Annotated in this window: 25 protein-coding genes and 1 tRNA gene; 9 read left to right on the top strand and 17 right to left on the bottom strand. The window is 69.7% G+C overall.

The features are described 5' to 3' along the window. Positions 1–34: 34 nt before the first annotated feature. Together FHT38_RS05605 and FHT38_RS05600 are read left to right on the top strand one after the other, a co-directional pair. Entirely contained in the window at positions 35–1,570 is a 1,536-nt protein-coding gene (locus FHT38_RS05605) for an efflux transporter outer membrane subunit (protein WP_183490557.1), read from the top strand. An 11-nt stretch (positions 1,571–1,581) separates the two neighbouring features. Next, positions 1,582–2,514, top strand: a complete 933-nt coding sequence (locus tag FHT38_RS05600; protein WP_183490554.1) for a DMT family transporter — start codon at positions 1,582–1,584, stop codon at positions 2,512–2,514. Positions 2,515–2,617: 103 nt separating this feature from the next. Here FHT38_RS05600 and FHT38_RS05595 read toward each other — a convergent pair whose 3' ends face one another. From FHT38_RS05595 to FHT38_RS05585, 3 genes are all read right to left on the bottom strand, one after another. Next, positions 2,618–3,046 (bottom strand): hypothetical protein, encoded by a 429-nt coding sequence (locus FHT38_RS05595; RefSeq protein ID WP_183490551.1) that lies wholly within the window; start codon positions 3,044–3,046, stop codon positions 2,618–2,620. Positions 3,047–3,183: 137 nt separating this feature from the next. Then, positions 3,184–4,038 carry a glycosyltransferase gene (locus FHT38_RS05590; RefSeq protein ID WP_183490548.1) on the bottom strand — a complete coding sequence of 285 codons (855 nt, stop codon included), beginning with the start codon at positions 4,036–4,038 and terminating at the stop codon, positions 3,184–3,186. An 83-nt stretch (positions 4,039–4,121) separates the two neighbouring features. After that, positions 4,122–5,525: an FAD-containing oxidoreductase gene (locus tag FHT38_RS05585; protein WP_183490545.1), complete on the bottom strand. Its 1,404-nt coding sequence runs from the start codon at positions 5,523–5,525 to the stop codon at positions 4,122–4,124. A 147-nt stretch (positions 5,526–5,672) separates the two neighbouring features. On the opposite strand from FHT38_RS05585, the gene FHT38_RS05580 reads away from it, so the two are divergent. Then, a complete protein-coding gene (locus tag FHT38_RS05580; RefSeq protein ID WP_099861889.1) occupies positions 5,673–6,086 on the top strand; it encodes a response regulator in 414 nt (137 codons plus the stop codon). A 146-nt stretch (positions 6,087–6,232) separates the two neighbouring features. Here FHT38_RS05580 and FHT38_RS05575 read toward each other — a convergent pair. The 4 genes from FHT38_RS05575 to FHT38_RS05560 form a co-directional block, all read right to left on the bottom strand. After that, a tRNA-Ser gene (locus FHT38_RS05575) sits at positions 6,233–6,323 on the bottom strand. 116 nt (positions 6,324–6,439) lie between these two features. Next, entirely contained in the window at positions 6,440–7,735 is a 1,296-nt protein-coding gene (gene serS, locus FHT38_RS05570) for a serine--tRNA ligase (protein WP_183490542.1), read from the bottom strand. Positions 7,736–7,864: 129 nt separating this feature from the next. Next, complete coding sequence (gene ispH / locus FHT38_RS05565; RefSeq protein WP_255488607.1) at positions 7,865–8,842, bottom strand: 4-hydroxy-3-methylbut-2-enyl diphosphate reductase; 978 nt, start codon at positions 8,840–8,842, stop codon at positions 7,865–7,867. Further along, entirely contained in the window at positions 8,842–9,288 is a 447-nt protein-coding gene (locus FHT38_RS05560; protein WP_091723279.1) for a peptidylprolyl isomerase, read from the bottom strand. Before FHT38_RS05560 ends, ispH begins: the two co-directional genes overlap by 1 nt. Positions 9,289–9,442: 154 nt before the next feature. Between FHT38_RS05560 and radC the strand changes: the two genes are divergently transcribed. Next, positions 9,443–10,111, top strand: coding sequence for a DNA repair protein RadC (gene radC / locus FHT38_RS05555; RefSeq protein WP_404935723.1), 669 nt, complete (start codon positions 9,443–9,445; stop codon positions 10,109–10,111). Then, positions 10,108–10,749 (top strand): Smr/MutS family protein, encoded by a 642-nt coding sequence (locus FHT38_RS05550; protein WP_183478593.1) that lies wholly within the window; start codon positions 10,108–10,110, stop codon positions 10,747–10,749. Before radC ends, FHT38_RS05550 begins: the two co-directional genes overlap by 4 nt. Positions 10,750–10,814: 65 nt before the next feature. Here the strand turns inward: FHT38_RS05550 and FHT38_RS05545 are convergent, their stop codons facing one another. The 4 genes from FHT38_RS05545 to FHT38_RS05530 form a co-directional block, all read right to left on the bottom strand. Beyond that, positions 10,815–11,198 (bottom strand): hypothetical protein, encoded by a 384-nt coding sequence (locus FHT38_RS05545; protein ID WP_091723272.1) that lies wholly within the window; start codon positions 11,196–11,198, stop codon positions 10,815–10,817. A 168-nt stretch (positions 11,199–11,366) separates the two neighbouring features. Then, positions 11,367–11,801: a group II truncated hemoglobin gene (locus tag FHT38_RS05540; protein WP_183490535.1), complete on the bottom strand. Its 435-nt coding sequence runs from the start codon at positions 11,799–11,801 to the stop codon at positions 11,367–11,369. Between the two features lie 67 nt (positions 11,802–11,868). After that, positions 11,869–12,675, bottom strand: a complete 807-nt coding sequence (locus FHT38_RS05535; protein WP_183492397.1) for a MinD/ParA family protein — start codon at positions 12,673–12,675, stop codon at positions 11,869–11,871. A gap of 2 nt (positions 12,676–12,677) precedes the next feature. Beyond that, positions 12,678–13,397, bottom strand: a complete 720-nt coding sequence (locus FHT38_RS05530) for a GGDEF domain-containing protein (RefSeq protein ID WP_404932442.1) — start codon at positions 13,395–13,397, stop codon at positions 12,678–12,680. A gap of 186 nt (positions 13,398–13,583) precedes the next feature. On the opposite strand from FHT38_RS05530, the gene FHT38_RS05525 reads away from it, so the two are divergent. The 3 genes from FHT38_RS05525 to FHT38_RS05515 are packed head-to-tail and all read left to right on the top strand — an operon-like array spanning position 13,584 to position 16,287. Beyond that, a complete protein-coding gene (locus FHT38_RS05525; RefSeq protein WP_091723268.1) occupies positions 13,584–14,450 on the top strand; it encodes a CheR family methyltransferase in 867 nt (288 codons plus the stop codon). Positions 14,451–14,462: 12 nt separating this feature from the next. Next, on the top strand, positions 14,463–15,134 hold the full coding sequence (gene cheD, locus FHT38_RS05520) for a chemoreceptor glutamine deamidase CheD (protein ID WP_091723265.1): 672 nt from the start codon (positions 14,463–14,465) through the stop codon (positions 15,132–15,134). 37 nt (positions 15,135–15,171) lie between these two features. Further along, positions 15,172–16,287, top strand: coding sequence for a chemotaxis response regulator protein-glutamate methylesterase (locus tag FHT38_RS05515; protein ID WP_091723262.1), 1,116 nt, complete (start codon positions 15,172–15,174; stop codon positions 16,285–16,287). A 134-nt stretch (positions 16,288–16,421) separates the two neighbouring features. On the opposite strand, the gene FHT38_RS05510 is transcribed toward FHT38_RS05515, so the two are convergent. Then, on the bottom strand, positions 16,422–16,916 hold the full coding sequence (locus FHT38_RS05510; RefSeq protein WP_183490532.1) for a hypothetical protein: 495 nt from the start codon (positions 16,914–16,916) through the stop codon (positions 16,422–16,424). A 163-nt stretch (positions 16,917–17,079) separates the two neighbouring features. On the opposite strand from FHT38_RS05510, the gene FHT38_RS05505 reads away from it, so the two are divergent. Beyond that, entirely contained in the window at positions 17,080–18,078 is a 999-nt protein-coding gene (locus FHT38_RS05505) for a LysR substrate-binding domain-containing protein (RefSeq protein WP_091723257.1), read from the top strand. On the opposite strand, the gene hemW is transcribed toward FHT38_RS05505, so the two are convergent. Genes hemW through FHT38_RS05480 form a run of 5 tightly spaced genes read right to left on the bottom strand, consistent with a single transcriptional unit; the run spans position 18,044 to position 22,492 of the window. Further along, positions 18,044–19,228: a radical SAM family heme chaperone HemW gene (gene hemW, locus FHT38_RS05500; RefSeq protein WP_183492396.1), complete on the bottom strand. Its 1,185-nt coding sequence runs from the start codon at positions 19,226–19,228 to the stop codon at positions 18,044–18,046. The two genes, FHT38_RS05505 and hemW, sit on opposite strands and share 35 nt — an antisense overlap. A 22-nt stretch (positions 19,229–19,250) precedes the next feature. After that, a complete protein-coding gene (gene rdgB, locus FHT38_RS05495) occupies positions 19,251–19,856 on the bottom strand; it encodes an RdgB/HAM1 family non-canonical purine NTP pyrophosphatase (protein WP_183490529.1) in 606 nt (201 codons plus the stop codon). 25 nt (positions 19,857–19,881) lie between these two features. Beyond that, on the bottom strand, positions 19,882–20,616 hold the full coding sequence (gene rph / locus FHT38_RS05490) for a ribonuclease PH (RefSeq protein WP_183490526.1): 735 nt from the start codon (positions 20,614–20,616) through the stop codon (positions 19,882–19,884). Between the two features lie 11 nt (positions 20,617–20,627). Further along, positions 20,628–21,527, bottom strand: a complete 900-nt coding sequence (locus tag FHT38_RS05485; protein ID WP_091723249.1) for a PP2C family serine/threonine-protein phosphatase — start codon at positions 21,525–21,527, stop codon at positions 20,628–20,630. Continuing rightward, complete coding sequence (locus FHT38_RS05480; RefSeq protein WP_058936168.1) at positions 21,524–22,492, bottom strand: serine/threonine-protein kinase; 969 nt, start codon at positions 22,490–22,492, stop codon at positions 21,524–21,526. The genes FHT38_RS05485 and FHT38_RS05480 overlap by 4 nt, the downstream gene beginning before the upstream one ends. Positions 22,493–22,521: the final 29 nt, after the last annotated feature.

The raw sequence follows: 22,521 nt of genomic DNA, 5'->3' as shown, positions 1-22,521 counted from the left end.
CCCTCCTTCGCGCCGCACTTCCTGGAGTTCCGCCATGACGCTCCCGCTTTCCTCCGCTGCCCGCCTGCCCAGGCGCCCTGCCACGCTGAATCTGACGGTGAGTGCCGTGCTCGCCGCGGCGCTCGCCGCTTGCGCGCCGATGACCGATCCGGCCGGCCGCCCGCGCGCGCTCGATGAGCAGTTCGCCGGCCAGGCGCTGATCTCGCAACGCCAGACCGGCGACTCGCCTGCGGCGCTGGCCGCCTGGTGGCAAGGCTTCGACGATCCCGCATTGAGCGCCATCGTCCGGCGCGCGCTCGACCAGAACCTGGACCTCGCCATCGCGCTGGCCCGCGCCGAGCAGGCGCGCGCCGCGGCACAAGGCGCCGGCGCGAATCGCCTGCCGCAAGGCGTGCTGCAAGGCCAGCTGCTGCATCAGCGCCAATCGCTGAAGAGCCCTGAAGGCAAGCTCGCGCGCGGCTTTCCCGGCTACGAGCGCGAGCAGACGCTGCAGACGCTCGGCATCGGCGCGAGTTGGGAAGCGGATCTGGCCGGCGACCTGCGCCAGGGCGAGACGGCCGCGATCGCCGAATGGCAGGCCGCCGAGGCCGCGCGCATGGGCGCACGCGTGACCGTCGCGGCCGAAGCGGCCGATGCCTACTTCCGCGTGCGCGGCGCGCAGGCCCGAATCGCCGTCGCCGAGGCGCATCTGCGCAACCAGTCCCAGTTGCTGCGGCTGATCGAGGACCGCTTCAACGGCGGCCTGGCGGCGCAGCGCGAAGTCGCGCAAGCCCAGGCGCTGCAGCTGCAGGCGCGCGGCACGCTGCCACCGCTGCGCACCGAGCTGTCGCAGCAGCTGCATCGCCTGGACGTGTTGATGGGCGAGCAGGCCGGCACCTACGCGGCGAAGCTGATCGCGGACACGCCCGAGGCGCCGCGCGCCGCTGCGCCTGCCGCCACGCGTTCATCCACCTACCGCGTGCCGTCGCTGCCCGCGGACCTCACTCCTGCGGCGCTGATGCGCCGCCGCCCCGATGTCATCGCCGCGGAGCGTCAGCTCGACGCGAGCCAGGCGCGCATCGGCGTCGCAACGGCCGAGTACTACCCGCGCCTGACGCTCGGTGGCGTGCTCGGCGCTTCGAGCCTGAACGGCGGGCTGTTGTCGGCGGCGGCCTTCCAGCCGCAGGCGCTGCTCGGGTTGCACTGGCGGCTGTTCGACTTCGGCCGCGTCGACGCCGAGGTCGCGCAGGCCCGTGGCGCGCGGGCCGAGGCGCTCGCGCAAGTGCGGCTGCGCATGCTGCGCGCCACCGAGGATGTCGAGAACGCGATCGTCAGCCTCGCCGAGCTGGAGCAGCAGCGCGGCGATCTGACGGAGGAGGTCCGCGCCCATCAGCTTGCACGTGACGCGGCCGAGGACGCCTACAAGGGCGGCGCCGCCAGCCTGATCGAGGTGCTGGATGAAGACCGGCTGCTGCTCGGGGCACGCGACCAGCTGGCGCAGCTCGACGCGGCGCACGCGCGGGCGGCGGTCGCCGCCTTCCGGGCGTTTGGCGGCGGTTGGGACGCGCCGGCCGCCATCGCGGCTCGTTAGCATCGGGGCCCATGAGCCCGCCCTCCGCATCGCCCTCGCCCTCCCCCACGCCGTCCCCGTCCGGTGCCGCACGCGCCCATTCGATCAACGAGCTGCTGCCGCTGCTCTTCGTCGCCGTCTGGAGCACCGGCTTCATCGGCGCCAAGTTCGGCCTGCCCGACGCGGAGCCGCTGACCTTCCTCGCCTGGCGCTACGCCGCGGTGATCGTGCTGATGCTGCCGGTGGTCCTGCTGTTGCGCGCGCCGTGGCCGCGCTCGGCCGCCGCCTGCGGCCACATCGCGGTGACTGGCCTGCTGGTGCACGGCGTGTACCTGGGCGGCGTCTTCACCGCCATCTCGCACGGGCTGCCGGCCGGCATCACCGCACTGGTCGTTGGCCTGCAGCCGCTGGTGACCGCGCTGGGCGCGCGCGCCTTCCTCGGCGAGCGCATCGACCGCCTGCAATGGCTGGGGCTGGCGATGGGGTTTCTCGGCGTCGGGCTGGTCGTGGCGCAGAAGGTGGCCGCGGTCCCGGGCGGCGCGCTGGTGACGATGCTGCTGCCCGCCGTGGTCGCGCTGGTCGGCATCACCGCCGGCACGCTCTACCAGAAGAAGTTCTGCCCCTCCTTCGACCTGCGCACCGGCTCGATCATCCAGTTCGTGCCCAGCCTGCTGGTGACCGCCGCGATCGCGGTCGCGACCGAGACGATGCAGGTGCGCTGGACCGGCCAGTTCATCTTCGCGCTGGGCTGGCTGGTGGTGGTGCTGTCGCTGGGCGCGGTCAGCCTGCTGAACCTGCTGATCCGCCGCGGCAGCGCGGTCAACGTCGCGAGCCTCTTCTACCTGACGCCGCCGACCACCGCGCTGATCGCCTGGGCCCTGTTCGGCGAGACGCTGAGCGGGCCGGCGATGGCGGGCATGGCGCTGGTCGCGATCGGCGTGTGGCTCGCGCGCAGGACCCGCTGAAGCGGCCGGCGGCGGGTCGGTCGGCGGCGCCTCGCCCGCCGCATTTGCAGCAAGGAAAAAGGCGACCCGTGGGTCGCCTGTGGGGCGGGTGATGACAGCGGAATCAGTTGCGGTCAGCGCGCGCCGGCAGGTTGCTGTCGGAGCGGTTCGTCGACATGTCATTGGTCGACGTGTCGCTGCCCATGGTCGACGTGCTGTCCTGGTTCATCGGCTGCGTCGGCGTTCTCACGCTCGGGTCCTGCCGCTGGTCGGTCGTCGTGTTGTTGCCGTTGTAGTCGCTGCCGGTGGCCGGCTGGCTGTTGCGCCAGTCGTTGGTCGTCGCAGGCTGACCGGTGCTCGGGTTGGCCGCGGGGGTCGCGGGCGGCGCCTTGTTCTGGTCATTGTTGTTGGACAGCGGATCCTGGGTCTGGTCGCGGGCGCCGACCGAGCCCGAGCTGCCGCCCTGGCCGCCGCTCTGTGCATGCAGGAAGCCGACGCCGGACGCCAGCGCGATCGCCATCGCCACGGTGGTGATCTTGGAACGTGAGTTCATGGTGGATCTCCTTGGAAGCTGAGGGTCGAGGTCTTGCCGGGAACGGTCGCGAACCCGCGTCGCATCGCGGATCAACGGGCCGTCCTTGCAAGCATTGACCGGCAATCCCGATGCCCGCGCGCATCGGCGCGGCCGGGTCACCGGTCGCGCACCACCGTCCGCGTCCTGCCCGGCACGAGTTCATCGAGCACCGCCCGCACCGCCGGCGCGCCCGCCGTCGTCGCGGGCACCGGCTCGGGCGTCAGCGGCTGCGTGAGCGCGCGCGCCTGCGCCGCGCCGCGGGACCCGGCAACCGCCGCCTGCGCCGCGACGCCGCGCAGGCGCTCGCCCAGCGCGTCGAGGCTGGCAGCCATCGCGTCCTCGTCCGCCTGCGCGTCGAAGGGCTCGAGGCTGATGCGCTCCTGCGCGATGCCCAGCCCCAGCGCATGGAAATAGCTGGCCTCGCTGACAACGCTGAGCTGGCTCGCGATCAGCCGGTGCACTTCGAGGTCGGGCATGTCCAGCTGGGACCCCTGCACCGAGCTGAGCACCGGCGTGCGCGTGATGCCGCCCGCCAGACCGGCCAGCCGGTGAGCGTTCGGCAAATGCGCGTGCAGCACGTCCGCCTGCCGATTCCGGATCAATCCCACCAGCACCTGGATCGCGTGCCAGGGCGGGTCGTCGGGCATCGCGACGATCACGACCTCGGCGCCCCGGCTGCGCATCCGTTCCGCGAACGTACCGTCGGCGGGACACACGACGGTGAAGCGCAGGCCATCGTCCGGACCCAGGCGCTCGAGCAGGCGCTCCACCAGTTCGGTCGCGCCGAGCCGGTCGGCGGCGGAGGCCAGGCCCGAGGGGGCGTCCTCGTTCGCCTCGTCCGGCGGCACGGCGCCGACGACCTCGACCACATGCACCGCGAGCGACGTCGCCCCTGCGCCGGCCGACGCCGCCAAGGGAGCGGCGGGCAGCGCGGGGATCGTGCCGGGACGGCGAGCGGCGGGACGGTTCATCGGCGGCCTTTCACAACCGCCAGTCGCGGTGTTCCCCCGATTGGCAAACCCCATACCCGCGAGCGCGGCGCGCTCGGCCCGGCTCAGTCAGTCGCCGGCGGCAGGGGCTTCAGCGACTGCAGCACCGTCGGCAGCAGCTCGCTGACGGTGGGATGGATGCGCACGCCGCCGGCCGTCACCTCGGTGTACGGCCGCTTCGACGCGATGACATCGAGCAGCGACTGCACCGCCTCGTCGCCATCGACGCCGAGCACCGTCGCGCCGAGGATCGCCTTCGAACCTGCGTCGACCAGCAGCTTGATGAAACCTTCGGTCTCACCCTTCTCGATCGCCCGGCCCACCCGCGTCATCGGCCGCGTGCCGATCAACGCCGCACGACCGCTCGTGCGCACCTCGCGCTCGCTCAGGCCGATGCGCGCGAGGGGTGGGTCGGTGTACAGCGCATAGGTCACGACCCGATCGCCGATGCCGCGCTCGGCCCCGTCGAAGAGGTTGGCCGCAGCCACCTCGAAGTCATTCCAGGCGGTGTGGGTGAAGGCGCCGCGGCCGTTGCAGTCCCCGAGCGCCCAGATGTGCGGCACGCTGCTGCGCAGCCGGTCGTCGACGACGACATGACCGCGCTCGTCCATGCGCACGCCGGCCTGGTCCAGGCCGAGGTCGTCGGTGTTGGGCCGGCGACCCGTCGCGATCAGCACGTGGCTGCCGCGGACCTCCGGCTCGCCGGTCTGGCAGTTCACCCGCACGGCGACGCCCTCGTCGGCCGGCGCGAGCTTCACGCATTCGGCGCCGGTGCGGATCGTCAGCCCTTCCCGCTCCAGGATCCCGCGCAGCGCCTCGGCCACGTCGGCGTCCTCGCGCGGGACCAATCGTGGCCCCCGCTGCACGACGGTGACCGCCGAACCGAAGCGCCGGAACATCTGCGCGAACTCCAGCCCGATGTAGCTGCCGCCGACGACCACCAGATGCCGAGGCAGTTCCTCGAGCGCCATGATCGACGCGTTGGTGAGCCAGGGCACCGCGTCCAGGCCCTCGACGCCGGGCTGCGCCGGCCGGCCGCCGACATTGAGGAAAAAGCGGTCGGCCCTCAGCCGGCGCTCGCCGACGGTGATCGTGTGGGGATCGACGAAGCGCGCGTGGCCCATGACCAGTTCCACGTTCGCCATGCCGCGCAGCCACTGCTCGACATTGCGGCGCGACTGGCCGGAGATGCGGTCCTTGCGCGCGATCACCGCGGGCAGGTCCACGCCGAAGCGCTCCGGCGGGCGCACGCCCCAGCGCGCGGCCTCGCGCACGACCCAGGCGGCATGCGCGCTGGCGACCATCGCCTTGGTCGGGATGCAGCCGGTGTTCACGCAGGTGCCGCCGACGCGCGAGCGCTCGATGACGGCGACCCGCCAGCCGGCTTGCGACATCCGCTCGGCCAGCGCGGGGCCGGCCTGGCCGGCGCCGATGACGATCGCGTCGAAGGTCTCAGGGGAAAGGCTCACGGCAATGCTCCTGGAAGAGGACCGTCGCGGAGTCTGCCACCGCCCCCTTGAATGGGAGCCGAGAACTCGAGAAAGTCACGTGCTCCCGCGCCCCCTCGGTTTTCCACATGTTTTTGTCAATTTCAAAAGCGCAAAATTGACAACACCATGAAAGTCGTTCTCGTCGAAGACTCGCCGCTGGTGCGCAAGCACCTGCTGGCGGCGCTGAAGGAGCAGCCCTTCCTGTCCGTGGTCGGCATCGCCGCGACGGAAGCGGAAGCGCTGTGCACGGTCGGCCTGACGCGGCCGCACGTGGTCGTGCTGGACCTGTCACTGGCTTCGGGATCGGGGCTGGAGGTGTTGCGCAAGCTCCGAATGGCCGGTTTCGGCGGGACCATCCTGGTCCTCAGCAACCGCGAGGCGGAGATCTACGCTCCGCTGTGCGTGCAGAACGGGGCGAACGCCTTCTACGACAAGGGGCGCGAGTTCGAGCGCTTCCTCACCGACCTCAACATGCTGGCCGAGGCGCCCCGCCTCGCCGCCAGCCGGCCGATGACGCTGGGCTCGCTGCATTTGCGTTGAACGCCAGCGCGCGCATGATGATCGAGTGATTCAATCCCTCGCGCCGGCGCTCCGACAAACTGGCCCCGGAGTTTTCAGGATTTCGCCCGACCAAAAAGAAAACCCGCTCAAGGCGGGTTTTCTAACTGCTTGATTCACAAGCATCCTGGCGGAGAGGGGGGGATTCGAACCCCCGGTACGGGGTTACCGTACGCCTGATTTCGAGTCAGGTACATTCAACCACTCTGCCACCTCTCCTGATTCGGTGCTCACCGTGGTTGTCAGCGAGTAAGCCTAAGAGTATAGCGAGGTTTTCCAAGCCTTGGCAACAAGTCTTTGGAGATTGTGCGAACGCCGCCGCGCTCCGCGCTGCCTCAGCCCTTCAGGACCGTCAGCCCGCCCAGGTAGGGCTGCAGCGCCTCCGGCACGGCAACGCTGCCGTCGGCCTGCTGGTAGTTCTCCAGCACCGCCACCAGCGTCCGTCCCACCGCCAGGCCCGAGCCGTTCAGGGTGTGGACCAGCTCGTTCTTGCCCTGCGCGTTCTTGAAGCGCGCCTGCATGCGGCGGGCCTGGAAGTCGCCCATGTTCGAGCAGGAGCTGATCTCGCGATAGGTGTTCTGCGCCGGCACCCACACCTCCAGGTCATAGGTCTTGGTCGAGCCGAAGCCCATGTCGCCGGCGCACAGCAGCACGGTGCGGTACGGCAGGCCGAGCTTGCGCAGCACCGCCTCGGCGTGGCCGGTCATCTCCTCGAGCGCGTCCATGCTGCGCTCGGGCTGCTCGATGCGCACCATCTCGACCTTGTCGAACTGGTGCTGGCGGATCAGGCCACGCGTGTCGCGACCGGCCGAACCCGCTTCCGAGCGGAAGCACGGGCTGTGCGCCGTCAGCTTCACCGGCAGGTCCTCGGCCTTCAGCACGCTTTCGCGCACGGTGTTGGTCAGCGAGATCTCCGAGGTCGAGATCAGGTACTGCTCCTGCTGTTCGTCGTCGCCGCCGCGCAGCACCCAGAACATGTCCTCCTTGAACTTGGGCAGCTGGCCGGTGCCCTCCAGGATCTCGCGGTTGACGATGTAGGGCGTGTAGCACTCGGTGTAGCCGTGCTCGGTCGTCTGCACGTCCAGCATGAACTGCGCCAGCGCTCGGTGCAGCCGGGCCGCCGGCCCCTTCAGGAACGCGAAGCGCGATCCCGACAGCTTCGCGCCGGTCTCGAAGTCCAGGCCCAGCGGCGCGCCGAGGTCGACGTGGTCCTTGACCGGGAAATCGAAGCTCCGCGGCGTGCCCCAGCGGCGCACCTCGACGTTGCCGGTCTCGTCCGCGCCGGCCGGCACGCTGGCATGCGGCAGGTTGGGCACGCCCATCAGCATGCCGTTCAGTTCCTGCTGGATCAGCTCCAGCTTGTCCGCGCCCGCCTTGAGCTCGTCGGCGATGCCGCCCACCTCGGCCATCACGGCGCTGGCGTCCTCGCCCTTGCCCTTCAGCATGCCGACCTGCTTGGACAGCTGGTTGCGCCGGGCCTGCAGCTCCTCGGTGCGGGTCTGCACCTGCTTGCGCTCGGCCTCCAGCGCCTTGAAGCGCTCGACGTCCAGGAAGGGTTGCGGGTTCTTGCGCAACTGCAGGCGCTCGATGACGGCGTCCAGGTCCTTGCGCAGCAGGGTGATGTCCAGCATGGTGTGTCTTTCGTGTCCTGCGCCAGTGGCGGTCCTATGGGGGAGCACCGGCGCTCGAATGGGGGAGTCGGTTCAGGAAGGTCAGCGGAGAGTCAGGCGGCGGCCCCGCGCGGGGACCGGCCGCGGCGATCAAGATCGATCGCTGGTGACCTCGGCCATCGACTTGTCGCCCAGCCCCATCGGCAGCGGGAAGCGCACGTGTTCCTCGACGCCCGGCAGCGTGCGCACCGTCGTCGCGCCCAGTTCGCGCAGCCGCGCGATCACGGCCTGGACCAGCACGTCCGGCGCCGAGGCGCCCGCCGTCAGTCCGACCTTGGAGCGGCCGTCGAGCCACTCGCCCCGCACGTCCTCGGCGGCGTCGACCATGTAGGCCGGCGTGCCCAGACGCTCGGCCAGTTCGCGCAGGCGGTTGCTGTTGGAGCTGGTGGGGCTGCCCACCACGACCACCACGTCCACCTGCGGCGCCAGTACCTTCACCGCGTCCTGGCGGTTCTGCGTGGCGTAGCAGATGTCCTGCTTCTTCGGCTCGCGGACCTGCGGGAAATGCCGCTTCACGGCGGCGAGGATCTCGGCCGCGTCGTCCACGCTCAGCGTCGTCTGCGTCACCACCGCCAGCTTCGACGGGTCCTTGACCCGCACGTGCGGCACGTCCGACGCCTCCTCGACCAGGTAGATCCCGTCGCTGAGCTGGCCCATCGTGCCCTCGACCTCGGGGTGGCCCTTGTGGCCGATCATGATGAACTCGTAGCCCTCGCGATGCAGCTTGGCCACCTCAACATGGACCTTGGTCACCAGCGGGCAGGTGGCGTCGAAGACCTGGAAGCCGCGCTGCTGGGCCTCCTTGCGCACCGCCTGGCTGACGCCGTGCGCCGAGAACACCAGCGTCGCGCCCGGAGGCACCTCGGCCAGGTCCTCGATGAAGATCGCGCCCTTGGCCTTGAGGTCGTTGACGACATAGGTGTTGTGCACGATCTCGTGCCGCACGTAGATCGGCGCGCCGAACTTCTTCAGCGCGCGCTCGACGATCTCGATCGCGCGGTCCACGCCGGCGCAGAAGCCGCGAGGCTCCGCCAGCACGATGTCCTTGTCCATGGTCACGCCCGTCATCACAGCACCCCGATCAGCTGCACCTCGAAGCTGACGGGCTGTCCCGCCAACGGGTGGTTGAAGTCGAACAACAGCCAGTCCTCGCCGAGCTCGCGCACGACGCCGGCGTACTGCCCCTGCCCGTCCGGCGTCGGGAACTGCACGACGTCCCCGACGTGGTACTGCTCGTCCGGATCGCCCAGTTCGCGCATCAGGCTGCGCTTGACGCGCTGCAGCAGCTCCGGGTTGCGCTCGCCGAAGGCCTCGCCGGGCGCCAGTTCGACGCGGGTGTGCGTGCCCTCGGCCAGGCCGATCAGCCGGGCCTCGATCGCGGGCGCGAGCTCGCCGGCGCCCAGCGTCAGCGTGGCCGGCAGCTTGTCGGCGAAAGTGTTGATCAGGTCCTGGCCGTCCGGCCCGCTCAGCCGGTAATGCAGGGTCAGGAAGGATCCTGGTTGAACGAGGTTCACTAGTCAGGGGGATTTTGGGAAACGAGGCGCGATTTTAGGCTGGAGCGCCGTGGTCCTTCCTCCGAGTCCCGCCATGACCGTTCTCGCCGTGTCTTCCTCCCTGTCCACCGGTGCCGCCGGCGCCGCCTCTGCCGCCGGTCGCGCGGGCTCCGCCATCGCCGCCCTGCCGCCCGAGACGCGCCCCCGGGAGAAGCTCGTCGCCCTGGGGCCGTCCGCCCTGGCCGACGCCGAGCTGCTCGCCATCCTGCTGCGCACCGGCCTGCCGGGCCGGTCCGTCCTGCGCCTGTCGTGCGACGTGCTGGACGAGTGCGGCGGCTTCCGCGGGCTGCTGCGCGAACCCGCCGCCGCGCTGGCCGGCATCAAGGGGCTCGGGCCGGCCAAGCGCGCCACGCTGCTGGCGGTGCTGGAGATCGCCCGACGCGCGTTCCGCGACGCGCTGGCCGACGGGCCGGTCTTCGAGTCCGCCCAGGCGGTGCGCGACTACCTGCGGCTCGAGTACGACGCCCGCCGCGCCGAGTGCTTCGCCGTGATGTTCCTCGACACCCAGCATCGGCTGATCGCCCTGGAGACGCTGTTCCACGGCACCCTTTCCCATACCATTGCCTATCCCCGGGAGGTGGTGAAGCGCGCGCTGACCCTGGACGCCGCCGCCGTCGTCCTCGTGCACAACCACCCCTCGGGCCGCACCGATCCATCGCCGCAGGACGTCCAGCTGACGCGCGCGATGATCGAGTCGCTGGCCCTGGTCGACGTGAAGGTGCTGGACCACTTCATCGTCGGCGCGGGCCAGCCCGCTTCGATGACCGACCTGGGCCTGCTGTGACCGACCGACTGCGCAGCCTGCAAGACCTGCAGACGCTGCACCGAGAACTGAAGCTCCGCCAACGCGCGGAAGAGGAACGCCGCGAGCGCGAGGCCGCGCTGGCGCGGCTGCGCGAGCAGGAGGCCCGCGTCTTCGAGCTCACCGTCGGCCCGGTCGTGCCGCTGCCGGATCCGAACCGCGCGATCCTGCGCCACGGCCGGCCCGAGCCCGAGCCGCGCCAGCGCGAACTCGACGAGCAGAGAGCCTGGCAACAGGCGCTGTCGGACGACTTCGACGTGGACTCGCTGCTGGAGACCGACGAGACGCTGTCCTTCCGCCGGCCGGAGATCTCGGCCGAGTCGGTGCGCAAGCTCAGACGGGGCCACTGGGCGCTGCAGGCGCAGATCGACCTGCATGGCCTGCGGCGCGACCAGGCCCGCGAGGCCCTGGGCCAGTTCATCCACGACAGCGCCCGGCGCGGCCTGCGCTGCGTGCGCGTCGTGCATGGCAAGGGCAACGGCTCGCCCGGGCGCGAGCCCGTGCTCAAGGCGCGGGTGCGGCGCTGGCTGGTGCAGAAGCAGGAAGTGCTGGCCTTCGTGCAGGCCCGCGCCAGCGACGGCGGGGCCGGAGCGCTGATGGTCCTGCTGAACGCGACCTGAGGGTCGGCGCCGCGGCCGGCGCTTCGTTCCTGTGGGGGATTCCGGGCGGCGGAGCGCCGCCGCGGTCAGTGCAGCATCAAGCTGCTGTAAGGCGAGACCGGCGTGGTGAAGGCCATCAGCAGGCGCTCGGGACGGAACTCGCCGACCGAGTCGGCGCCCTGCCAGTGGGTCTCGATCGCGTGCTCCAGGCCCTTGAGCACGCAGAAGGACATGAAGGCGTGCTCGGCGTCCTCGCCGTCCATGTCGACGTGCTGCAGGCGGACGCAGGCGGCTCGCAGGAAGTTGAGCATCTGCATCGGGCTGTCCGTGTCCGGGCAGAAGCCGGCGCAGACCTCGATGTCTTCCCGGGCGTCTTCGGACAGCCACAGGCGGCCGTCGTCGATCCGGACATGCATCAGGTCGGGATTGGCTTCGATGCCGACCTCATCGTCGTGGAACAGCGTGGACATGATGGACGCGACAGTAGACGAAGCCGCCCGCGCCGTGTTCACCGCCAGCCCGTCGCGGCCGGCGTCGGTGTCAGATATGCACGCTGGTCGCGCCGTTTACATCATTTCGGCCCGCCGGCAAGCGAACCAGACCGTCATCAGCGCCACGCGGCGCCGACCGGCGCGGCCTCAGACGTTGCGCATCCAGTCCGCCGTGTGGGAGAAGGAGGCGGCCAGCCGCCGCTGCAGCTCGACGTCGAGTTCGCACTCGGCCATCGCCTGCGTCATGGCGGCCATCCACTGGTCGCGCTCGGCGATGCCGATGCGATACGGCATGTGGCGCGCGCGCAGCCGCGGATGCCCGAAGCGTTCGACGAAGTGGTCCGGACCACCGAGCCAGCCGCACAGGAACCAGAACAGCTTGTCGCGCGAGCCGTCCAGCGTCGTCGGATGGATCGCGCGCAGCTGCGCGAAGCGCGGCTCCAGGTCCATCAGATCGTAGAAGCGGTCGACCAATCGCCGCACGGCATCCTCGCCGCCGACCCCCTCGAAGGGGGTGGCGGGCGCAGCCGTCGGGGGGACTGCGGAGCCGTCGGCGGCACCGGTCTCGGGGGAATCGGACATCGGGGAGGGAGCGCTGAAAGAAGCGCTGAAATGGGCGCTGAAATGGGGCGCTGGAAGCGGGAAGGGTTCAGGGATGTCCGGCCGATTGTTCCAGCAACTTCGCGGCCAGCCCGCGGATGCCCTGCGCCGCGTCGCAGCCGGGGTAATGCTCCAGCAGCAGCTGGCGCTTGAGCACCGCCTGCCGGACCATCGGATCGTTCTTGACCTCGCCGAGCAGTTCCAGCTTGAAGGTCTGGCCCGGCGTCGGGCCGACGAAGCGCTGCAGCACCTGCTGCAGCTGGCCGCAGATCAGCTTGCCCTCGCCCGGCCGGTTGGCCTGGTTCAAGATGAGCCGCACCTGGCGGCGCTCCTGCTGCGTCGCCAGCACCTTGATGGTGGCGTACGCGTCCGTGAGCGAGGTCGGCTCCGGCGTCGCGACGACCAGCACGTCATGCGCCATCGAGACGGCGAACAGCACCACGTCGGAGATGCCCGCGCCGGTGTCCAGCAGCACGTAGTCGAAGCGCGGCCGCACCACCTCGAGGATGTGCAGCAGCTTGTCCCGCACGTCGGGCGTGAGCCGCGAATACTCCACCATGCCCGAGCCCGCCAGCAGCACATGGAAGCCACCGGGCGCCGGCAGGATGGCCTGATCCAGGGTGCAGCGCTCGGTGAAGACGTCGTGCAGCGTGAGCTTGGGATGCAGGTTCAGCACCACATCGAGATTGGCCAGGCCGAGGTCGGCGTCCAGCACCAGCACGCGCTCGCCGCGCGCGGCCAGGGCCGCCGCCAGGTTGGCGGTGACGAAGGTCTTGCCCACGCCGCCCTTGCCGCTCGTGACGGCCAAGGTGCGAGCGCCTCCGCGGGCCTGGGGTGCAGCAGGAGCTGTTGTCATGCTCATTCACTATCCTGTTGCGTTACGGCGAACAACATGCCCTTTTCCTCGGCGCTCACCAGCGAGTCCACGTGGCTCTCCAGGCAGGCGCGATTGCGGCCCTCGGCCTTGGCGCGGTAGAGCTGGCGGTCGGCCCGCTCCGTCCAGATCAGCGTCGACGAACGCACCCACTGCGGCGCGAACGCCCCGCCGATGCTGATCGTGCAGGTCAGCGGCGGCTGGCCGCCGCCCAGGCTGATGGCCAGCGCCTGCACCCGTTGCCGGATGCGCTCGGCCACGACCACACCGAACGAGGTCGGGCAGTTGGGCAGGATGATGGCGAACTCCTCGCCGCCGATCCGCGCCACCGTGTCCATCGGACGCACCGTCTGCGCGATCGACTGCGCGACCGCGCGGATCACCAGGTCGCCGGCCGCGTGGCCGTGCTGGTCGTTGACCGCCTTGAAGTGGTCGATGTCCAGCATCAGCAGCAGCGCCGGTTCGCCGGAACGCGCCACCCGATCGACCTCGCGCCCCAGCGCCATCTCGAAGCTGCGGCGGTTGACCAGGCCGGTCAGCGCGTCCTTGCTCGAGAGGTCGCACAGCGCGTCGACGATGCCTTGCAGCCACGGCTCCGAATAGGGCTCGGCGTCGGGCAGCATCGCGCCGGCCTGCTGCAGCAGCTGCAGGGCCAGATCCAGGCGCAGCTGGTGCGCGGCAATGAGACTGTGCGGTGCGTCCAAGGTGGGAAGGGGCAATTTCCGGCGCAGTCTAGCGGCTTCCCCCTCTAATGAGCGTGCAGAAATGAGGGGTTCCCCCCACCTCTTTCACAGATCAAAGAGACCAAACACAATCAAACTAACGATTGCCGACAATGGCGGCCATCCGGTGCTACGGCATCTCACCTTCGAAGAAGTCCAAACAGCCTCATGCGCCCAGGTCAACCGGTCTCGTTCGCGGCCCCGTCCCCGGTCGAGGCGATCGATCACGAGTTCAGCTTCAGCCGCGCCGACTTCGAACGCGTGCGTCAGCTGATCTACCAGCACGCCGGCATCTCGCTGCACGACGGCAAGCATGCGATGGTCTACAGCCGGCTGTCGCGCCGGCTGCGCGACACCGGCCATCGCAGCTTCGCCGACTACCTCCAATGGCTGGAGGGCGTCAGCGGCCCGCAAGGCGACCAGGAGTGGCAGGAGTTCGTGAACTGCCTGACCACCAACCTGACGTCGTTCTTCCGCGAGGACCACCACTTCGTCTCGCTCAACGACGACCTCAAGGCGCTGACCGGCAAGCCGATCCGCATCTGGTGCTGCGCGGCCTCCACCGGCGAGGAGCCCTACTCCATCGCGATGACCTGCCAGGAGTCGCTGGGCCCGAGCTCCGGCGTGCAGATCATCTCCAGCGACATCGACACCAACGTGCTCAACACCGCGCGTCGCGGCGTCTACGCGGCCGAATCGCGCGGGCTCTCGCCGCAGCGGCTCAAGCAGTTCTTCCTGCGCGGCACCGGCGCCAACGAGGGCCGCATCCGCGTCAAGCCCGAGCTGGCCAAGATGATCGAGTTCAGGACGCTGAACCTCATGCACACCTCGTGGTCGCTGGGCGATCCCTTCCACGTCGTGTTCTGCCGCAACGTCATGATCTATTTCGATGCGCCGACGCAGCGCAAGGTGCTGGAGCGCATCCACAAGGTGATGCGTCCGGGCGGGCTGCTGTTCGTCGGGCATTCCGAGAACTTCACCGATTCCCGCGATCTCTTCCGCCTGCGCGGCAAGACGATCTACGAACGCGTTTAACGGAACACCCCCATGACCCTGCCTTCCGCCTCCTCCGCGATGCAGCAAAGCGCGGCGCTGGCCAGCGCCGGCGCGGCGCGCGTGGCTCAGCTCAAGACGGTGTCCCGCAAGAATGGCGAGGCCTCGTTCTTCTTCTACGACGCGCACTTCAAGAACGCCGCGGTCAAGGTCCTGCCCGGCGAGTACTTCGTCGACAACGACGACCTGCTGGTGATGACGACGCTGGGGTCGTGCATCGCCGCCTGCCTGTGGGACCGCCACGCGCAGATCGGCGGCATGAACCACTTCATGCTGCCCGAGGGGCATGGCGACTCGGGCCGCTACGGCTCCTTCGCGATGGAACTGCTGATCAACGAGATGATGAAGCGCGGCGCCGCCAAGAGCCGCATGGAGGCCAAGATCTTCGGTGGCGGCGCGGTGATCTCGGGCATGAACACGATCAACGTCGGCGAGCGCAACACCAACTTCGTCATCGACTTCCTGAAGCTGGAGCGCATCCCCATCGTGTCCAAGGACGTGATGGACGTGTACCCGCGCAAGGTCTGTTTCCTTCCGAAGAGCGGCAAGGCGATGGTCAAGCGCCTGGCGCCGACCAACACCGACGCGCTGGTGCAGCAGGACAAGGCCGCCGCGCAGCGGGCCCAGCCGGTGGCGAGCACCGGCGGCTCGATCGATCTGTTCTGAGACGGCAGCGGCCGGAAGTACCGAGGAGTAAGCAGCAATGGCCAAGACCACCGTCGTTGTCGTGGACGATTCCGCGCTGGTGCGCAGCATCCTGACCGAGATCATCAACCGCCAGCCCGACATGCAGTGCATCGGCGCGGCCAGCGATCCGCTCGCGGCGCGCGAGATGATCCGCAACCTCAACCCGGACGTGATCACGCTGGACGTCGAGATGCCGAAGATGGACGGCCTGGACTTCCTGCAGCGGCTGATGCGGCTGCGGCCGATGCCGGTCGTGATGGTGTCCACGCTGACCGAGCGCGGTGCCGAGGTCACGCTCAAGGCGCTGGAGCTGGGCGCGGTGGACTTCGTGGCCAAGCCCAAGATCGGCGTGGCCGACGGCATCCGCGCGCTGGCGCAGGACATCACCGACAAGATCCGCATCGCCGCCAAGGCGCACATCCGCCGCCTGAACGCGCCCGCGCCGGCCGCGGCGCCGGGCGCCCCCGCCGCCGCGGGTGGCGCGACGCCGCCGCTCAAGCCGGCCTCGCCGATCGCCAACCTGGGCCGGCTGTCGACCGAGAAGATCATCTTCATCGGCGCCTCCACCGGCGGCACGGAGGCGACCAAGGACGTGCTGATCAACCTGCCGGCGGACTGCCCCGCGGTCTGCATCACGCAGCACATGCCGCCGGGCTTCACCCGCAGCTACGCGGCGCGGCTGGACGGGCTGTGCAAGATCCGCGTCAAGGAAGCGCAGGACGGCGAGCGCATCCTGCCGGGCCACGGCTACATCGCGCCGGGGGGCATGCACTTCAGCGTGGAGCGCTCGGGCGCCAACTACATCGCGCGCGTGCAGGACGGCGATCCGGTCAACCGGCACAAGCCGTCGGTGGAGGTGCTGTTCAACTCGGCGGCGCGCGTGGTCGGCCAGAACGCGCTGGGCATCATGCTCACCGGCATGGGCGCCGATGGCGCCAAGGCGATGAAGACGATGAAGGACGCCGGCTCCTACAACTTCGTCCAGGATGAGGCGACCTGCGTCGTCTTCGGCATGCCGCGCGAGGCGATCAACGCCGGCGCCGCCGACGAGGTGCTGCCGCTGCACCAGATCGCCACCCGGCTGATCGAGCGGCTGCGCAGCACCGCGGGCATGTCGCTGAACCGGGTTTGACGAGTTTGACGCTTTGACGGATGCGGGCAGCGACGGCCCCGCTCCACAGCAAACGGGCGCCGACGAGGCGCCCGTTTGCATTGCCTTTGCCGCTCACGGCAGGCCGGCGGAGGTCAATCCCGCTGCGCCCGGCCTCACCGGCCGCGTCCGGGCTTCGCGTCGTCCGTCCGGTCCGCGACGGGCAGCGCCCGGGCGGTCCCCGTCACCGCCGTCGCGCGGTCATTGCCCGCCGCGACCAGCAAGGCCCGGCGCTCGGCCTGCGCGCGGGCCTGCTGCTGCGCCTCCTGCTTGGCCAGCCGCTGCTCGCGCGCGGTGATCTGCAATTCGGCATTGACGTCGTTGAAGGCGTTGGCGTTCGAGACCAGCGCCAGCGCCGAGACGATCGCGATCAGCACCGTCAGCGCCGGACCGATCACCGGGAAGCGCGTCCAGGGGGAATAGGCGTAGCACGGCAGTTCCGGCGTGAGTCGGGCCGGTCGGCCGCTGGCGGCCAGGGCGGCCGCGCAGGACGAGGCGGCTCGGGCGACGGCCTGATGCGCGGCGCGGACCGGCGCGGCAGTGGGTGAACAGGCCGGCGAGCGAGCGGCAAAGGCGGTCGGGAAACGGGGCGTGATGTCGGGCTCGTTCATGGTCGTTCCTTCGTTCATCGGGGTTGGTCGGGGGTGAATGCTGGTAATCCTAGGTGCCCAACCAACGCGCTCCAAACGCTATATCCTTGCCTCCTTGTGCAGCCAGACTTTCCAGGAAGTCGCTACAGTCGCCCCGCCCACCGCCTGACCAAGGACCCTTCCGATGCGACTCCCTCGCCTGCCGCTCCAGTACCTCGCCGCCTTCCGGGCCGCCGCGCTGCACCAGAACCTGCGCGCGGCCTCAGAGGAGCTCAACTTGACGCACAGCGCGGTGAGCCAGCAGATCCGCGCGCTGGAGACGCAGTTGGGCTTCGATGTCTTCGACCGGCAGGGCCGGCGCGTGGTGCTGAACGCTGCGGGCGCGGCGCTGCTGCGCGGCGTCGAGCGCGCCTACCAGGAGCTGGACCAGGGCCTGCGCGCGGCCACCGCGGCGCATGGCATCGAGCAGCGCAGCCTGCGCGTGACGGTGCTGCCCTCCTTCGCGCAGCGCTGGTTGTTGCCGCGGCTGGGCCGCTGGCACGCGCGCCACCCGGAGGTCACGATCGAGATCGAAGCGACCGCGCGGCTCGTCGACCTGGAGCGGGAGAAATTCGACCTCGCGCTGCGACAGGGCCTCGGCCCGTGGCCGGGACTCGACAGCGAGCCGCTGTTCGACTTGTCGATGCTGCCGGTCGCGTCACCGGCGCTGGCGCATCAGCTGATCGGGCAGCCGCTGGAGGCGCTCGCGCAGGCGCCGCTGCTGGGCGACGCGTCGCAGTGGGAGGACTGGTTCGCGCAGGCCGGGCTGCGGCGCCAGGTGCTGCCGGTGGCGATCTTCAATGACTTCGGCATCCTGCTGCAGGCCGCCGAACAGGGCATGGGCGTGGGCCTGACGCGTGAGCTGCTGGCGGCGGACGCACTGCTCGACGGCCGGCTGGTGCGCGTCGCGCCACGGCAGGCGATGCTCAAGGAGCCGCAGCGCTACCACATCGTCTACACGCCGAAGTCGCGCGAGGAGCCCGCGGTGCGGGCCTTCGTCGCGTGGCTGCACGAGGAGACGGCGCAGTCGCGCGCGGCGCTAGACGGCGCCACGACCTGCCTGTCGACCGGCCGGATGACCGCGGCCGCGCCGCCGCGCGGCGACGCGATCACGATGCCAGGAACAGCGCCTGCAGATCGCTGAGGAAGTCGAAGCCGCGCGGGGTGGCGCGGATCACCGCCGGATCGGGATCCAGCAGGCCTTTCGCGCGACCCTGTGCCATCGCCTGGGCGATCGCGGACGGCGGCAGCCCGGTGCGCTCGAGGAAGCTCTGCATCGTCACGCCCTCGCGCAGGCGCAGCGCGTTGAGCATGAATTCGAAGGGCAGTTCCGAGCGCGCGACCTCGTGCTCGTTGGACACGGCCTGGCCTTCGGACGCCTTCTGCATGAAGGTTGCCGGATCGCGCCAGCGCACCTGGCGCAGGAGGCGGTGCGCGAAGCTCAGCTTGGTATGGGCGCCGGCACCGATGCCGAGGTAGTCGCCGAACTGCCAGTAGTTGGTGTTGTGCGTGCAGCGGTGACCGTCCCGCGCGTAGGCGGAGACCTCGTAGCGCTGCATGCCCTTGGCGCCGGTGCGCGCGGTGATGAGGTCCAGCATGTCGCTGGCCAGGTCCGGATCGGGCAGATGCTCGGGCGGCGCATTCGCGAAACGCGTGTTCGGCTCGATCGTCAGGTGGTAGACGGACAAGTGCGGCGGATCGAAGGCCAGCGCGGTGCCCAGGTCCTCGTCAAGCTCGGCCAGCGTCTGCTCCGGGAGCGCGTACATCAGGTCGATGTTGAAGGTCCCGAAGGACCGCGCGGCCTCGGCGATCGCGGCGCGCGCCTGCGTGCCGCTGTGGATGCGGCCCAGCGCCTGCAGCTTGCGGTCATCGAAGCTCTGCACGCCGATGGACAGCCGCGTCACGCCCGCCTGCGCGAAACCGGCGAAGCGGTCCGTCTCGAAGGTGCCGGGATTGGCCTCCATCGTGATCTCGCAGCCCGGCTCCAGCGGCAGCCGGGCGCGCAGGTCGGAGATCAGCTCGGCGATCTGCTCCGGCGCGAAGAGGCTGGGCGTGCCGCCGCCGATGAAGACCGACACCACCGGCCGGCCCCAGACCAGCGGCAGCGCGGCTTCCAGGTCGGCCCGCAGCGCGGCCAGGTAGGCGCGCGCGGTGTCGACGTCGAGCTCACGCCCGTCGCGGTATTCGTGCGAGTTGAAGTCGCAGTACGGGCACTTGCGGATGCACCACGGCAGGTGCACGTACAGCGACAGCGGCGGCAGCGCCGACAGCGTCAGCGTGCCGGGCCGCATCATGCGGATGATGTCGGCCACGGGATCAGCCCAGGTGCCAGCTCTCGCGCATCTGGCGCAGCAGGTCCTGCGACGCGAGCGCGCGATGGCTCAGCCGGTTCTTGAGTTCCGCGCCGAGCGCCGCGACGCTCTGGCCGAGCTCGGGAATGAACAGCAGCGGGTCGTAGCCGAAGCCGCCCTCGCCTTGCTCGGCGCGCAGGATCTCGCCCTGCCAGCGGCCGAGCGCGATCAGCGGCTCGGGATCATCGGCCGAGCGCACCGCCACCAGCGCGCAGACGAAGCGGGCGCGCCGATCCTCGATGCCATCGAGCTTCTCGAGCAGCACGCGGTTGTTCTCGGCGTCGCTCTTCTCGCGACCGAACAGCGTCGCATAACGCGCCGACAGCACGCCGGGCATGCCGCCCAGCGCCTCGACCGCCAGCCCCGAGTCGTCGGCCAGCGCCGGCAGGCCGCTGGCCTGGGCGGCGTGGCGCGCCTTGGTCAGCGCGTTCTCGACGAAGGTGTGGAAGGGCTCTTCCGCCTCCGGGATGCCGAGGCTGCCCTGCGTGACGAGCTCGATGCCCAGCGGCTCGAACAGCGCCTGCAGTTCCTTCAGCTTCTTCGCGTTGTTGGAGGCCAGGACCAACTTCATCGCTTGCTCCAATCGGGAACGGGATTTACTTCAGGCCGAGGGCCTCGCGCTGCGCGACGAGCAGCTCGCGGATGCCCTTCTCGGCCAGGTTCAGCAGCACGTCGACCTCGGCGCGGGTGAAGGCCACGCCCTCGGCGGTGCCCTGCAGCTCGACGAAGTGTCCCGCGCCGGTCATGACCACATTCATGTCGGTGTCGCAGGCGGAGTCCTCGACGTACTCGAGGTCCAGCAGCGCCCGGCCCTCGTGGATGCCCACGGAGATGGCGGCCACCGCGTCCTTGAGCGGCGAGGCGGCGATCTTGCCCTGCGCCAGCAGCCAGGTCACCGCGTCATGCGCGGCCACGTAGGCGCCGGTGATGGCCGCGGTGCGGGTGCCGCCGTCGGCCTGGATCACGTCGCAGTCGATCTGGATCGTGCGCTCGCCCAGCTTGGACAGGTCGAACACCGCGCGCAGCGCGCGGCCGATCAGGCGCTGGATCTCCTGCGTGCGGCCGGACTGCTTGCCGCGGGCGGCCTCGCGGTCGCTGCGGGTGTGCGTGGCGCGCGGCAGCATGCCGTACTCGGCGGTGACCCAGCCCTCGCCGCTGCCCCGCTTGTGCGGCGGCACCTTCTCCTCGACCGAGGCGGTGCACAGCACCTTGGTGTCGCCGAACTCGATCAGCACGGCGCCCTCGGCGTGGCGGGTGTAGTGGCGGGTGATGCGGACCGGACGCAGGGCGTCGGCCGCGCGCCCATTCGGGCGGCTGGCAGTGCTGCTCATGGGGAATTCCTTCAGTGGGGCTTCTTGCCGGCCTTGCGGATCGCGTCCTGGATCTCGCGCACGGCGGAATCGATCTCGGCTTCGTCGAGCTGCACGTCCTGGGTCGCGCCCTGGATCGTGGAGGCGAAGCCCTGGTCGTCGAGGTCCTGGGTGGAGATGGAGTCCGGGGCATCGCCCTCGCCTTCCCATTCCACCGCCAGGGCGGTGACGTTGTCGCTGCGCGCGCCGGCCTGGCGCAGCGCCTGCTCGACCAGCTCCGGCACCGCGTCGCCGACCGAGCGGCTGTCCGACAGGTGGCGCAGGATGTCCACGTCGCTCACCGAGCTCCACAGCCCGTCCGAGCACAGCAGCATGCGGTCGCCGTTCTGCAGCAGCACCGGGCCGTTGACGTCGATCATCGGCTTGCCGGGACTGCCCAGGCAGGTGAACAGCACGTGGCGGTTGAAGCGCTCCGCACCGGCCGCGTGGCGGCCCAGCGCCTCCTGCAGCTCGCTGTAGGAATGGTCCCGGGTGCGGGCGATCAGCTCGGCATCGCGCAGCAGGTACATGCGCGAGTCGCCGCAGTGGGCCCACCAGATCTGGCCCTGCTGCATCAGCCCGACGACGATGGTCGTGCGCGGCGTGTCGTTCATGCCGCGCTGCTGGGCGTAGGCCAGCAACTGCTGGTGCGCGAGCAGCACGGCGGTCTCGAGGAACTGCGAGGGCTGCTTGATCACCGGCTGCGCGTCGCGCTGGAACAGCGCGGCCACGTTCTGCAACGCGAGGTGGGCGGCGACCTCGCCGTCCGGGTGACCGCCCATGCCGTCGGCCAGTGCGAAGAGGCCGGCCTCGCGGGTATAGCAATACCCCATCCGGTCCTCGTTCTTCTCCCGGCCGCCACGGCGGCTCACCTGGTAGACGGAGAACTTCACGCCTTCGCCCCGGTCTTCAGGTTCTCCAGCTGCAGCTTGAGGCGCTCGCTGAAGCTGAGCTTGGTGTAGCGGCGCTCGGTCTCGCGCGACAGTTCCTTCTGCAGCGCGAAGACGCTCTGCGGACGGGTCAGCGGGTCCAGCGACATGCACCACTCGGTCACTTCGAGCAGGTTGTCGGAATACACGTTGCGCAGGCGCGAGAGCGACAGGCCCAGGCGGTCCTTCTCCAGGCGCTGCGGCGCGTCGTTGGGCGGGTAGCCCTGCATGCACGCATAGATGCAGGCGCCGATCGCGTAGATGTCGGTCCACGGGCCCAGCGAGCCGTCGCGGCGGTACATCTCCGGCGCGGCGAAGCCCGGCGTGTACATCGGGCGGATGAAGTTGCCTTCCTTGGACAGCACCTCGCGCGCCGCGCCGAAATCGAGCAGCACCGCCTTGTTGTCGTTGGTGATGAAAATATTGGCCGGCTTGATGTCCAGGTGCAGCATCTTGTGCTGGTGCACGATGCGCAGGCCTTTGAGGATTTCGTCGAAGAGCGACCGGATGGTCGATTCGCGGAACACCTTGTCGCGCTTCAAATCGCGCGCGGTCACGATGAAATCCTGCAAGGTATCGCCCTGCAGGTAATTCATGACCATATAGACGGTCTCGTTCTCGCGCAGGAAATTCAGCACCGAGACGACGCTCGGATGCGAGATTTGCGCGAGGGAACGGCCTTCCTCGAAAAAGCTCCGCAGCCCCAGGCGGTACAGGGGCTGCTTTTCAGGCTTCACTCGAGGCGTGAGTTCGCCGGGGGATCGTTCTGCAAGGGACGAGGGGAGGTATTCCTTCAGCGCCACCAAATGATGGTCGGGGTCTTCGGCCAAATACACGACGCCGAATCCACCCGCAGCCAGCTTTTTGATGATCTGATAGCCCCCCACCACCGTGCCTGCGGGCAAGGGCGCCGGTTTCGGCTTTGACATAATCGCGGTTTCGATTGTTCTACCGATAG

This window comes from Mitsuaria sp. BK041, from assembly GCF_014193085.1.
Taxonomy (GTDB): domain Bacteria; phylum Pseudomonadota; class Gammaproteobacteria; order Burkholderiales; family Burkholderiaceae_C; genus Roseateles.
Note: the sequence above shows the minus strand (reverse complement) of the source record. Positions and strands in the feature narration are given on the sequence as shown.

Excerpts from the sequence above, each read along its gene's own strand:
- FHT38_RS05605 (WP_183490557.1), top strand. The coding sequence starts at position 35 with ATGACGCTCCCGCTTTCCTCCGCTGCCCGCCTGCCCAGGCGCCCTGCC.
- FHT38_RS05600 (WP_183490554.1), top strand. The coding sequence starts at position 1,582 with ATGAGCCCGCCCTCCGCATCGCCCTCGCCCTCCCCCACGCCGTCCCCG.
- FHT38_RS05595 (WP_183490551.1), bottom strand. The coding sequence starts at position 3,046 with ATGAACTCACGTTCCAAGATCACCACCGTGGCGATGGCGATCGCGCTG.
- FHT38_RS05590 (WP_183490548.1), bottom strand. The coding sequence starts at position 4,038 with ATGAACCGTCCCGCCGCTCGCCGTCCCGGCACGATCCCCGCGCTGCCC.
- FHT38_RS05580 (WP_099861889.1), top strand. The coding sequence starts at position 5,673 with ATGAAAGTCGTTCTCGTCGAAGACTCGCCGCTGGTGCGCAAGCACCTG.
- serS (WP_183490542.1), bottom strand. The coding sequence starts at position 7,735 with ATGCTGGACATCACCCTGCTGCGCAAGGACCTGGACGCCGTCATCGAG.
- ispH (WP_255488607.1), bottom strand. The coding sequence starts at position 8,842 with ATGACGGGCGTGACCATGGACAAGGACATCGTGCTGGCGGAGCCTCGC.
- FHT38_RS05545 (WP_091723272.1), bottom strand. The coding sequence starts at position 11,198 with ATGTCCACGCTGTTCCACGACGATGAGGTCGGCATCGAAGCCAATCCC.
- FHT38_RS05540 (WP_183490535.1), bottom strand. The coding sequence starts at position 11,801 with ATGTCCGATTCCCCCGAGACCGGTGCCGCCGACGGCTCCGCAGTCCCC.
- FHT38_RS05535 (WP_183492397.1), bottom strand. The coding sequence starts at position 12,675 with ATGACAACAGCTCCTGCTGCACCCCAGGCCCGCGGAGGCGCTCGCACC.
- FHT38_RS05525 (WP_091723268.1), top strand. The coding sequence starts at position 13,584 with ATGCGCCCAGGTCAACCGGTCTCGTTCGCGGCCCCGTCCCCGGTCGAG.
- cheD (WP_091723265.1), top strand. The coding sequence starts at position 14,463 with ATGACCCTGCCTTCCGCCTCCTCCGCGATGCAGCAAAGCGCGGCGCTG.
- FHT38_RS05515 (WP_091723262.1), top strand. The coding sequence starts at position 15,172 with ATGGCCAAGACCACCGTCGTTGTCGTGGACGATTCCGCGCTGGTGCGC.
- FHT38_RS05510 (WP_183490532.1), bottom strand. The coding sequence starts at position 16,916 with ATGAACGAGCCCGACATCACGCCCCGTTTCCCGACCGCCTTTGCCGCT.
- FHT38_RS05505 (WP_091723257.1), top strand. The coding sequence starts at position 17,080 with ATGCGACTCCCTCGCCTGCCGCTCCAGTACCTCGCCGCCTTCCGGGCC.
- hemW (WP_183492396.1), bottom strand. The coding sequence starts at position 19,228 with ATGATGCGGCCCGGCACGCTGACGCTGTCGGCGCTGCCGCCGCTGTCG.
- rdgB (WP_183490529.1), bottom strand. The coding sequence starts at position 19,856 with ATGAAGTTGGTCCTGGCCTCCAACAACGCGAAGAAGCTGAAGGAACTG.
- rph (WP_183490526.1), bottom strand. The coding sequence starts at position 20,616 with ATGAGCAGCACTGCCAGCCGCCCGAATGGGCGCGCGGCCGACGCCCTG.
- FHT38_RS05480 (WP_058936168.1), bottom strand. The coding sequence starts at position 22,492 with ATGTCAAAGCCGAAACCGGCGCCCTTGCCCGCAGGCACGGTGGTGGGG.